Source organism: Flavobacterium sp. CAN_S2 (assembly GCF_015752255.1).
GTDB lineage: Bacteria > Bacteroidota > Bacteroidia > Flavobacteriales > Flavobacteriaceae > Flavobacterium.
Genome location: NZ_JADOVA010000001.1, coordinates 1690087 through 1702194 on the forward strand (window position 1 = coordinate 1690087; position 12108 = coordinate 1702194).

General features: G+C 34.4%; 9 protein-coding genes and 1 riboswitch. Of the genes, 6 read left to right on the top strand and 3 right to left on the bottom strand.

Annotated elements, in window-relative coordinates; all coding sequences use genetic code 11:
* Window positions 1–57 precede the first annotated feature (57 nt).
* Complete coding sequence (locus IWX80_RS07575) at window positions 58–588, top strand: inorganic diphosphatase (protein ID WP_196852856.1); 531 nt, start codon at window positions 58–60, stop codon at window positions 586–588.
* 111 nt (window positions 589–699) lie between these two features.
* Window positions 700–3159 carry a sodium-translocating pyrophosphatase gene (locus tag IWX80_RS07580; protein WP_196852857.1) on the top strand — a complete coding sequence of 820 codons (2460 nt, stop codon included), beginning with the start codon at window positions 700–702 and terminating at the stop codon, window positions 3157–3159.
* An 88-nt stretch (window positions 3160–3247) separates the two neighbouring features.
* Here the strand turns inward: IWX80_RS07580 and IWX80_RS07585 are convergent, their stop codons facing one another.
* The gene (locus tag IWX80_RS07585) at window positions 3248–3862 is read right to left on the bottom strand and encodes a deoxynucleoside kinase (protein ID WP_131909429.1); all 615 of its coding nucleotides are present in this window, start codon (window positions 3860–3862) and stop codon (window positions 3248–3250) included.
* Window positions 3862–4653, bottom strand: a complete 792-nt coding sequence (locus IWX80_RS07590; RefSeq protein WP_196852858.1) for a hypothetical protein — start codon at window positions 4651–4653, stop codon at window positions 3862–3864. Before IWX80_RS07590 ends, IWX80_RS07585 begins: the two co-directional genes overlap by 1 nt.
* 114 nt (window positions 4654–4767) lie before the next feature.
* Between IWX80_RS07590 and IWX80_RS07595 the strand changes: the two genes are divergently transcribed.
* The gene (locus IWX80_RS07595; protein WP_196852859.1) at window positions 4768–5667 is read left to right on the top strand and encodes a GLPGLI family protein; all 900 of its coding nucleotides are present in this window, start codon (window positions 4768–4770) and stop codon (window positions 5665–5667) included.
* A 26-nt stretch (window positions 5668–5693) separates the two neighbouring features.
* The gene (locus tag IWX80_RS07600; protein ID WP_196852860.1) at window positions 5694–8444 is read left to right on the top strand and encodes a carboxypeptidase-like regulatory domain-containing protein; all 2751 of its coding nucleotides are present in this window, start codon (window positions 5694–5696) and stop codon (window positions 8442–8444) included.
* A 72-nt stretch (window positions 8445–8516) separates the two neighbouring features.
* Here IWX80_RS07600 and metK read toward each other — a convergent pair whose 3' ends face one another.
* On the bottom strand, window positions 8517–9767 hold the full coding sequence (gene metK, locus IWX80_RS07605) for a methionine adenosyltransferase (RefSeq protein WP_113637749.1): 1251 nt from the start codon (window positions 9765–9767) through the stop codon (window positions 8517–8519).
* Window positions 9768–10519: 752 nt separating this feature from the next.
* Between metK and IWX80_RS07610 the strand changes: the two genes are divergently transcribed.
* Window positions 10520–10729: a hypothetical protein gene (locus tag IWX80_RS07610; protein WP_113637747.1), complete on the top strand. Its 210-nt coding sequence runs from the start codon at window positions 10520–10522 to the stop codon at window positions 10727–10729.
* 230 nt (window positions 10730–10959) lie between these two features.
* Window positions 10960–11067: riboswitch (SAM riboswitch) on the top strand.
* A 78-nt stretch (window positions 11068–11145) separates the two neighbouring features.
* Window positions 11146–12108: an alpha/beta fold hydrolase gene (locus tag IWX80_RS07615; RefSeq protein ID WP_334682284.1), complete on the top strand. Its 963-nt coding sequence runs from the start codon at window positions 11146–11148 to the stop codon at window positions 12106–12108.

Here is a 12108-nt window from a genome sequence, read left to right on the forward strand (position 1 = left end):
TAAAAAGGGATACTTTCCCTACTTTTGCATCCATAATTATAGAAAAGAAAAACTAAAATGACTGCAGACAAATTATCAACTTTCGATGTCTTAATCGAAATACCAAGAGGAAGTAGAAATAAATACGAATATGATTTCGAAATAAAAAGAATGCGTTTTGACAGAATGTTATTTTCGTCAATGATGTATCCTGCTGATTACGGATTTATTCCGGAAACATTAGCCTTAGATGGAGATCCATTAGATGTATTGGTTTTGGTAAACGAACCAACTTTTCCTGGATGTGTAATGGAAGTAAAACCAATCGGTGTTTTCCACATGGCGGATGATAAAGGTCCAGATGAAAAAGTAATTTGTGTGCCGGTTTCAGATCCAATCTGGAACTCTCTAAATGATTTGTCAGACATGAATCCACACTTACTAAAAGAAATTGAACACTTTTTCCAAGTGTATAAAGATCTTGAAAATAAGAAAGTTGATGTAGGCGGTTGGGGAGATGTAAACGAAGCATATGAGATAATTAGAAAATGTACGGAGCGTTTTAATCAAATCGAAAATAAACCAGAGGGATTATTTAGTATTAAATAATTTTACATCATAATTTTTACAAAAAAAGCAATATTCTGTTAAGAGTATTGCTTTTTTGTTTAAATTCGTTTCGTTACACTATTAATATTAACCAAAAACCAAACCAAAATTATGAATACAATAATGATTTATTTGCCAATAGCCATGGCATTTATTGGACTGGCATTTATGTTTACGAAGCGAGCATGGGTTTTAAAACAAGATCCCGGTGACGGTAAGATGAAAGAGATTTCGGATTACATTTACGAAGGTGCTTTAGCTTTCCTAAAAGCAGAATATAGGTTATTGACTTTCTTTGTCATTGGAGCAAGTGTTGTTTTAGCGGGAATTTCATTTATTGTTCCTACGACACACATATTAATAGTGGTTGCATTTATTTTTGGTGCTTTTTTCTCGGCTTTAGCGGGGAACATGGGGATGAAAATAGCAACAAAAACAAATGTTAGAACTACGCAGGCTGCACGTACGAGTTTGCCGCAAGCCTTAAAAGTTTCTTTTGGTGGTGGAACCGTAATGGGATTAGGAGTTGCAGGTTTAGCAGTTCTAGGATTGACCACTTTCTTTATATTTTTCTTTCACTTTTTTATGAATGGAGTTTGGACTTCAACAGAAGATATGACTATTGTATTAGAAACATTAGCCGGATTTTCTCTTGGAGCAGAATCTATCGCTTTGTTTGCCAGAGTTGGTGGTGGAATTTACACGAAAGCTGCCGATGTAGGTGCTGATTTAGTTGGGAAAATAGAAGCTGGAATTCCTGAGGATGATCCTCGAAATCCAGCTACAATTGCGGATAATGTTGGCGATAATGTGGGAGATGTTGCCGGAATGGGAGCCGATTTATTTGGTTCTTATGTTGCAACCGTTTTAGCGGCTATGGTTCTTGGTAATTATGTCATCAAAGATATGGGCGGAAATCTTCAAGATGCTTTTGGCGGAATAGGACCTATTTTATTGCCAATGGCAATCGCCGGTTTTGGAATTTTATTTTCGATTATCGGGACGATGGTCGTTAAAATTACAGATGATAATGCAAAAGAAGCGCAAGTGCAAAGCGCGTTAAATAGGGGAAACTGGCTTTCAATTGGATTAACTCTGATTGCCTGTTATTTTTTAGTACAATATATGCTGCCGGAGACCATGAAAATGGATTTCTTTGGCGAAGGGACTAAAGAAATTTCATCGATGCGTGTTTTTTATGCTACAATTGTAGGTTTGGCAGTAGGTGGACTCATTTCGTCAGTAACGGAATATTATACAGGATTGGGGACAAAACCCGTTATGGCAATTGTACAAAAATCCTCAACCGGAGCAGGAACAAATGTAATTGCAGGATTAGCAACTGGAATGATTTCTACGTTTCCAACTGTACTTTTATTTGCAGCAGCAATCTGGGCTTCTTATGCTTTAGCAGGATTTTATGGTGTGGCTTTGGCTGCATCAGCGATGATGGCAACAACGGCGATGCAGTTGGCAATCGATGCTTTCGGACCAATATCTGACAACGCAGGTGGAATTGCAGAAATGAGCGAATTACCAAAAGAAGTACGTACCAGAACCGATATTTTGGATTCAGTAGGAAATACAACTGCAGCAACCGGGAAAGGATTTGCAATCGCTTCGGCGGCATTAACGTCACTGGCTTTATTCGCTGCTTATGTCACGTTTACGGGAATTGACGGAATTAATATTTTCAAAGCACCAGTTTTAGCAATGCTATTTGTGGGCGGAATGATACCGGTAGTTTTCTCGGCTTTGGCAATGAATTCTGTTGGAAAAGCTGCTATGGATATGGTGTACGAAGTGCGCCGCCAGTTCAGGGAAATTCCAGGAATTATGGAAGGAACCGGAAAGCCGGAATATGCAAAATGTGTCGATATTTCTACAAAAGCTGCTTTACGCGAAATGATGTTGCCGGGAATTTTGACTATTGGTTTTCCAATTGCGATTGTTTTACTTGGCAAATTAGTTTATTCGGACAACAACCAATTAATAGCAGAAATGCTCGGAGGGTATATGGCCGGAGTTACCGTTTCGGGTGTACTTTGGGCTGTTTTCCAAAACAATGCCGGCGGTGCTTGGGACAACGCCAAAAAATCTTTTGAAGCAGGAGTTTTAATCAATGGTGAAATGACATACAAAGGTTCTGATGCGCATAAAGCGGCGGTTACCGGAGATACTGTTGGAGATCCGTTCAAAGATACTTCTGGGCCATCCATGAATATTTTAATTAAATTGACGTGTTTGATAGGTCTTGTAATTGCCCCAATTTTAGGAAACGGAAGTCATACAATTTCTGATACAGCTTCGTGTTGTGTTGCTTCAGGAAAATGCACCTCAATGTCAGCGGAAGAATGTAAAGCAAAAGGTTGTACAAATAAAACTTGTGAACATATGAATGCAGCAGTAATGCCAAATCATATGATGTCTAAAGAAGTTTCTATCGAAAAAACAAATGTGGATGGAAAAGTAAAAGCAACCATCAAAACAGTAATAAACGGTAAAGTTACTATTCAAAATTTTGAAGGAACTGATGCCGAAGTTCAGGCAAAAATTGATTCTTTGAAATAATCAGCTAATTATCATAAATAAAAAATGCCTCGCAATTGTGAGGCATTTTTGATTCTGAGAATCTGTGATAATTTATGCAATCTGTGTTTTAAAACAACCCGTTCAATTCCGCGTCGATACGGTTAAAAATGTTTCCTAAATCTTCTGGATTGTCCACAAAATTTATGTTGTCAACGTCAATGATTAATAGTTTCCCTTTATCGTAGGTTTGAATCCAGCCTTCATACCTTTCGTTCAAACGACTCAAATATTCAATAGAAATGGAGTTTTCGTATTCACGACCTCGTTTATGTATTTGCCCTACTAAATTAGGGATTGAACTTCTTAAATAGATTAATAAATCAGGTGCTTTAACTGTAGATTCCATCAATTCAAAAAGGGAAGAATAATTCTGGAAATCCCGATTGGTCATTAAGCCCATTGCATATAAATTAGGAGCAAAAATATGTGCATCCTCATAAATGGTTCTGTCCTGAATAATTTTTTTACCGCTTTCGCGAATTTGCATCACTTGACGAAAACGACTATTCAAGAAATAAATTTGTAAATTAAAAGACCAACGTTCCATTTGATGGTAAAAATCATCTAGGTACGGATTGTCGACAACGTCTTCATAATGCGGTTCCCACTTGAAATGTTTCGCTAACAAGCGTGTTAAAGTTGTCTTTCCAGAGCCTATGTTTCCTGCTATTGCTATGTGCATTACGGTATTATGATTTTATAATTTGTAATTCCTTCGGATGTAAAAATAGATAAAATTTGGTCTTTGTAATAGAATTTTTTAAAGCTTTTTTCGGCAATTTTAATCTCCGTTTTTTGGTCTTTTTCCAAATCCTGAAAAATTAAAATTCCATTTGCAGAATAGATAAACTGGTTTTTATTTATAATTTCAATCGATTCAAAATCAGGTGCTTTTCCGTTGTTTGTAATTCTTCCAAAAATATCACAGGCATACCAATTGTTTTTATTGTCAATCCAATGAAATGTATTAAAATCTGAAAAATAATTTTTAATACTTTCCGTAAAAGGGACTGAAATAGTTTTGTAGATAGTGTTCAAATAATCATATAATCCCAGTTGCTGATTCATACTGTTATAAATCCAAAGCTGATTTTGAGAAGCTATTCCAACTGCTGAAGCTACGATAGGAATCACATTTTCTGAAAAATTGATTTTTTGGGTTTCATTCAATTGATTATCAAGGATGACAACTGTATTGAAATTTTCGTAAAACAAAACGATTTTAAGTGGGTTTTGCAGGTCTACTTTGGTGATTTTACCCAAAGAAATATTCTTATATTCTATTGTATCTAGGTTTCCAACTTTAGAAAATACATTATTTTTTATGGTGTAATAAAAACCAAAAGGGTCATATCCCAGAAATTGATCGCCATCAAAACGGATGGAATCCATTAAAACAGCATTTTGCTTTAGGTTTTGAGAAATCATTATTGAAAATGAACCGATAAATAGCAATAGCATTACTTTTTTCATGAAAGCGAAATTACAATTAAACCTTATACAATTTTGATTGTCTTATTATTATTTTAACAGAATACTTGTAACAAAAATAGTATTTTTCACTCTTATTTATCAAAATCCAATAGTATGTACAAAGTAATTTTCACATTAGTATTAGCAGTCTTATCATTTATGGGACTTCAAGCTCAGGAATTTCAAGGAATGGCGGTGTATGAATCAAGAACCAGCACTTCAGATTTTAAATCTAGAATGGAGGGAAACAAAAATATGACTCCGGATATGCAGAAGAGGATTGAGGAAAATATGAAGAAAATGTTCGAAAAAACATTTATCCTCAACTTCAATAAAACAGCCTCTATCTATAAGGAAGAAGAAAAGTTAGAAGCGTCAACACAAGGTGGCGGTGGATTCCGAATGATGTCAAGCTTTGCTGGCGGCGGCGGAACCTTTTATAAAAACGTAAAAGATAAACAGTACAGTAACGACAAAGAGTTTATGGGGAAAGAATTCTTGGTCAAAGATTCGCTTACGAGTCTAGCCTGGAAAATGGAAGCTGAAACAAGAGTAATTGGAGGATATACTTGTTATAAAGCCACGGCCGTAAAAAAACCTAGCGCAACTGATTTTAGAAACATGAGACCGAGAAAAGAGGATGCGGATAAAAAAGAAGCAGCAAAACCAGCGGATGATAAAAAAACAAATTTTTTAGATTCGGTTGAAGTGCCTAAAGAAATAGTAATTACGGCATGGTATACCTCAGAAATACCAGTGAGTCAAGGTCCAGAAGGATATTGGGGTTTACCCGGATTAATTTTGGAGGTTAATGATGGCAGAACAACCATTTTATGCTCTAAAATTGTACTGAATCCAAAGGATAAAGTAGAAATTAAAGCAGTAACCAAAGGAAAAGTAGTTTCTCAAAAAGAGTATGATGAAGCCGTAATGAAAAAAATGGAAGAATTTAGAGAAATGAATCAAGGACGTGGCGGTAGAGAAGGCGGCATGCAAATTCGTTTTGGAAATTAATATCTGTAGTTATACACCCAATTAAAATGAGAAAAATTCTAGTACTGATCGCCCTTGTGGTGGTTTCTATTTCCTATGCTCAAAACATCCGTTTGGAAGGAGTGGTTCAAGATAAGGCGAAACTGCCTTTAGAAATGGCCAATGTCATGGCGGTGAACCAAACTACTAAAGCTATGGATGCCTATGCCATAACAACTGATAAAGGAAAGTTTATGTTGAACCTTAAACCTAATACGGCGTATGTAATTAAACTGAGTTATTTGGGTATGCAAAATAAAGAAGTTACCGTTACTACGCTAGCCGAAAATATGGTGGAAAACATCACTATGGAATCTGGCGGCATCGAGCTTGATGGCGTAGAAATTGTACGCGAAATGCCAGTTTCTATAAAAGGAGATACAATTGTTTATAATACGGATTCGTTCAAAACAGGCGAAGAGCGTAAGCTTGAAGATGTGTTTAAAAAACTGCCTGGTTTTGAGGTAATGGCTGACGGTCAGGTGCAAGTAGAGGGTAAAAAAGTAGCAAAATTATTTGTAAATGGAAAGCCCTTTATGGAGGGAGATACTAAATTGGGGTCAAAAAACATTCCTTCTGATGCTGTTGATAAAGTACAAGTTCTACGAAATTTTAACGAAGTGTCGCAAATGAAAGGCCTTGAAAATAACAACGATGACATTGCAATTAATATCAAACTAAAAAAAGGAAAAGATAAATTTTGGTTTGGTGATGTAAGTGCTGGTTTAGCAAATGACAAGGGCTATATTTTCAATCCAAAAATATTTTATTACTCTCCAAAAACTAGTATCAACTCTATCGTTAATTTGAATAATATTGGTGAGGTATCTTTGACTTCTGCAGATTTTTTCAGAATAACAGGTGGAGCAAGAAATACCATTGGTCGCAGCGGGACAACACTTACGCTTAATCGAAACTTTTTTGGTTTGTCTGGCGGTGATAATGTGGCCAAAGCAAGTGACAAATTTGGGACACTCAATATAAATCATTCGGTTTCAAAAAAATGGACATTATCCGGTTTTGCGGCTTATTCGTCAACCTTCAATCAGTCTATAACTAATTCAGAAAGAGGGATTTTTGAACCTAACACCACTAATATAGCGACTTTAGAAAACAGAAAAAACAAAACCGATTCTAAAAACAATGCCTTTATTGCAAAATTTGGTTCTAAGTACAAAGCCAATGATAATTTTCAATTGGATTATGACGCGTTTTTTAGAAAAAATGATCAACAAGACGTAGACAACAGCCAAACTAATTTTAGTACAATGAACAATGGTTCAATGGTCTCTAATTCAAATACGGTTATTGCTTTTCAAAAACAAGCACCAGCCTCATTCAACCAGAGTTTGAATTTGTTTTATACACAGAATCCAAAATCTACTTGGGTGCTCGAAATGCAACATCAATACGAAGACGAAGATCCATTTTATAATCCGCAACTTTCTGTCAATCCGTATCAAAATGCTACTTCACAAAATCCAAATGATCCAAGTGCGGTTTTTGTCAATGAAAACACATTGAATATCGAACAATCTAGATTTGTGAAAACCAATAAGCTGGATGCAAAAATCGATTACTTTTATCAAATTTCTAATAAAAGCATATTGAATGTAACTGCCGGAAATACGAACGCTTTTCAGTCGTATAATTCGAGTATTTTACAAATTTTACAAGACCAAACTGTTAATTCTGTTGAGCAAGCTGCATATAATAATGATGTGAGATATCGCTTTAATGATGCGTTTTTGGGTTTGCATTATAAATTTATTGCAGGCAAGTTTACATTTAACCCTGGTTTCTCTGTTCATCAATACAATACCACCAATGAGCAATTTGGTAATCCTTTCAAACTTAATTTTACACGATTCTTACCGGATATGTTTGCGCGATGGGATTTGAAAAAATCGGAAAATTTGACGTATAACTTCAACGTGAGAAACGGTTTTAATGATGTAAATGCACTTGTCGAAGGATATGTTTTTACGAATTTTAATAGCATTGCACGTGGAAATTCACAATTGGAAAACTCACTTGTAACCAGTCATAGACTGAATTACTCAAAGTATAATTTGTATAATTTTACTACTATTTTTGGAGGTATAGGTTACACCACTACAAAAAACCCTGTGGTAAATGGAATTCTGTTCCAAAGTATTTACTCTACATCTGATCGTTTGAATTTAGATGCTGAAAATGAAAATCTTAATGGGAATGTATTTTATTCGAAAAGCTTTCAGAAGTATTATAAATTAACAGCGGGAATCAATGCAAGTTGGAACAGGAATTTTGTGCTAAACAGACGTCTGGTGAATGGAAATACTCAGGAATTTATTCAAGGTATTGAAAATGTCAATCACGGGTACAACTTAGTTTTTGCAACTCAGTTCAAAAAATATCCCAATGTAGATTTAGGATATCGCATCAATTTTTCGGAACAAGCAGCCAATCGATTTACTACTCAAACACCTACTGTAAAACTGAATTACTATTTCCTAAATGGTTTGAATATCAATTGGGATTATGCCTTTAACCGTTTTAAAAATGAATCGACTGGTCTTGCCAATGATTTTAAAATCATGACGGCTAGTTTGAATTACATTAAAAAAGACGCCAAATTTGAATACAGGATTCAGGCCAATAATTTATTAAATACAAGATCTAGATTGAATAACTCATTTAGTGTAAATGGTTTTAATGCCAATGAGAATATTATCCTACCTAGATTTGTAACCTTTATTGTAAAGTATAATTTATAAGAGTAAGTTAGGATACAAAAAAAGGGGATTTTGCATCTGCAAAATCCCCTTTTTTATATTATAAATGTTGTATTACAATCCAAATGCAGTTTTAACTTGGTCAACAAAATCTAATTTTTCCCAAGTAAACAATTCAACAGTAACTGTTTTTTCGTTTCCACCCGGAGCAGAAAAAGTTTTAGTAACTGTTTCTGGAGTACGTCCCATGTGCCCGTAAGCAGCAGTTTCGCTGTAGATTGGATTTCTTAATTTCAAACGTTGCTCGATAAAGTAAGGACGCATATCAAAAATAGCTTCTACTTTTTTGGCAATTTCACCATTGGTCAAATTCACTTTTGAAGTTCCGTAGGTGTCAATAAAAATACCCATTGGTTTTGCCACACCAATCGCATAAGAAACCTGTACTAAAATCTCGTCAGCAACACCAGCTGCAACTAAGTTTTTAGCGATATGACGTGTAGCATAAGCCGCACTTCTATCTACTTTACTTGGATCTTTTCCAGAGAATGCACCACCACCGTGAGCACCTTTTCCACCGTAAGTATCCACAATGATTTTTCTTCCTGTCAATCCAGTATCTCCGTGCGGTCCTCCAATTACGAATTTTCCGGTTGGGTTAATATGGTATTGGATAGCATCATTGAACAAATGTGCATGCGTTGGATTTTTTGCAATAATCCTTGGAATCAAAATTTCAACGATGTCTTTTTTGATTTTTGCAAGCATTGTAGCTTCTTCGTCAAAATCATCATGTTGTGTCGAGATTACAATAGCATCAATACGAGTTGGCTTATTGTCATCGCTATATTCTAAAGTTACTTGAGATTTAGCATCAGGACGCAAATACGTAATTTCGTTATTTTCACGTCTTAAAATAGCTAATTCCTGCAATAATTTATGAGATAAATCAAGTGCCAATGGCATATAATTTTCTGTTTCATTAGTAGCATAACCAAACATCATTCCTTGGTCACCAGCGCCTTGCTCTTCAGGATTTTTTCTGTCAACACCCTGATTGATGTCAGCAGATTGTTCGTGAATAGCAGATAGGATTCCACAAGAATTGGCTTCAAACATGTATTCGCTTTTCGTGTAACCAATTTTTCTGATTACGTCACGAGCGATTTGTTGTACATCTAAATAAGTATTTGATTTTACTTCACCAGCCAAAATTACCTGGCCAGTAGTTACTAAAGTTTCGCAAGCTACTTTTGAATCAGCATCAAATGCCAAAAAATTATCAATTAATGCGTCTGAAATTTGATCTGCAATTTTGTCTGGATGTCCTTCGCTTACAGATTCTGACGTAAATAAATAGGCCATAATAATTATTATTTTTAAATTAAGCGAGAAAAAATAATTGCTGAAAAGGACTAAAGGAGGGTTCCTGCTTTAGCATTTTTTCTACTGAAAATTCTTCAGCATCCATAATGAATTTGTTTCATTATGAAGAGGTTGCAATCAGTTCAAATTTTTCCTCTTGTATTCGGGTGCAAATGTATGAAACCATTTTGAATTGCAAATTAATCTTAACTTTTTTTTGCTGATAAATCTTTTTTCAGGTTCTGTTGATTGCCAAAAATAATACTAATAGGATTTTGATAAATATTTTTGAAACTTATTTGGATATTTAAAAAATAATTTGCAAATTTGATTTTCTAAAAAAGTAAAAAATGAAATTTAATATTTGTAATATGTTTAAGGTCGCACAGGATAACTCCTGAGGGTCGTTTATTGCATAATTTTTAAATTAAAATTATATAGTAAAAGCTTCCCAGATAACGGGAAGCTTTTTTTTTGAATACAACAGAAATAATAGTACAGAAATAAAAAATATAAATGAATAACCTAAAATTCCAGTTTACAAATAATTCAACTGTCAATAAGATGATCGCTGCCAAGGCCATTATGTGTATTTACGTCTGTTGATTCCAAAAGTATAAGTTTACAAATAACTTAAAACCCTTTTGGATACGTATCTAAAAGGGTTTTTTGTTTTAAGACTATCTTTTATTTTTAAAAAACATAATGCGAATGAAACCAACAATGAATTAAAAACCTAACACCTAAAAATTATGAGCACAACTAAGTATTTCCCAAAAACATTCCAATTATTAGAGAGGATTAATAACAGGAATAAAAAACAAAAGGAGAATGATTCAAAAAACGAATTGATTCATCCAAGATTTGAAATTTCAAAAAACGATGCTTTGGCACAAAAAATAGTACCAAATTCATTACTTTTTTTAATGTATTCACAAGAGAATGAAGCGCTTTTTATTTAATAAATCCGAATTTATTTTCGGTTTTGAGATTCTCAAAAGGATATTTAAAGTTGTTGTTTTGACGAGGTAAAAACTGTAATTGGTTTATAATACTTCGTCAAAATAACAATCGTATGTTTATTGTTTTCAGGTTTTTATTTGAAGCAAACAAAAAATCGATTGCGCATAAAAATTTGGTTGTTACAAAAAATAGTGGTTAATTTGCACATTAAGTTCACAAACGTATTGAAATGTTATAAAGAAAGGCAGAGGGATTAGACCCGATGAAGCCTTAGCAACCCTTCGATTTATCGAAGAAGGTGCTGCATTCTACCACGCTCATCGTGGAAAGATAACACTGAGAATTTGTCTAGATAACTCCTAGCTTTCTTTCTAATATTTCCAAACACAAGTCAAAAATCATAAAAGATTTGAAATTGGAAAATAAACCAACATCTATCACATTACAAAATTTCACCACCGAAAGTGGCGCTTTTTATGCTGTCTTAAACTTAAGTTTTCAAGTTTTTGGACCTGAATTGCATACTGCTCCAATCGTTTTGGTCAATCATGCTTTAACCGGAAATTCTCAAGTTGTGGGCGAAAATGGTTGGTGGAATGATTTAATTGGTACTAACAAAACTATTGATACTACAAAATATACGATACTTGCTTTTAATGTTCCCGGAAATGGATTTGATGGTTTTACTATCGAAAATTATTCGGACTTTAATGCCAGAGATATTGCTAGAATTTTTATTGAAGGGATTCGATTTCTTGAAATTAAAAAACTATACGCCATTATTGGCGGTTCTGTTGGCGGAGGAATTGCTTGGGAAATGGTCGCTTTAGAACCAAAGATTACACAACATTTAATTCCTATTGCAACCGATTGGAAATCGACAGACTGGCTGATTGCCAATTGCTTTTTGCAGGAACAAATTCTGAAAAATTCTTCAAAACCTATTGAAGATGCTCGCACTCATGCGATGTTGTGTTATAGAACTCCGGAATCTTTTGCGGCAAAATTTCAGCGAACCACTAATGAAGAATTAGCCATTTTTAATGTAGAAAGTTGGTTGCTGCATCATGGTGAAAAATTACAGAAACGTTTTCAAATCTCCTCTTATAAAATGATGAATCAACTGTTGAAGACGATAGATATTACCAGAAACAGTGATTCATTCGAAGAAATAACATCAAAAATTGAAGCTGACATTCATATTATCGGAATCAATTCAGACTTGTTTTTTACTGCAAATGAAAATAAAGCAACCTACGAGGAATTAAAAAGATATAAAAATAAGGTTAGCTATCAGGAAATTGTTTCCATTCATGGACACGATGCTTTTTTGATAGAATACAAACAATTACATAATTTGCTTCAGGATATATTCTAA

Coding starts and splice junctions, on each gene's coding strand:
- IWX80_RS07600 (WP_196852860.1), top strand. CDS start 5,694: ATGAGAAAAATTCTAGTACTGATCGCCCTTGTGGTGGTTTCTATTTCC.
- IWX80_RS07580 (WP_196852857.1), top strand. CDS start 700: ATGAATACAATAATGATTTATTTGCCAATAGCCATGGCATTTATTGGA.
- IWX80_RS07590 (WP_196852858.1), bottom strand. CDS start 4,653: ATGAAAAAAGTAATGCTATTGCTATTTATCGGTTCATTTTCAATAATG.
- IWX80_RS07610 (WP_113637747.1), top strand. CDS start 10,520: ATGAGCACAACTAAGTATTTCCCAAAAACATTCCAATTATTAGAGAGG.
- metK (WP_113637749.1), bottom strand. CDS start 9,767: ATGGCCTATTTATTTACGTCAGAATCTGTAAGCGAAGGACATCCAGAC.
- IWX80_RS07585 (WP_131909429.1), bottom strand. CDS start 3,862: ATGCACATAGCAATAGCAGGAAACATAGGCTCTGGAAAGACAACTTTA.
- IWX80_RS07575 (WP_196852856.1), top strand. CDS start 58: ATGACTGCAGACAAATTATCAACTTTCGATGTCTTAATCGAAATACCA.
- IWX80_RS07595 (WP_196852859.1), top strand. CDS start 4,768: ATGTACAAAGTAATTTTCACATTAGTATTAGCAGTCTTATCATTTATG.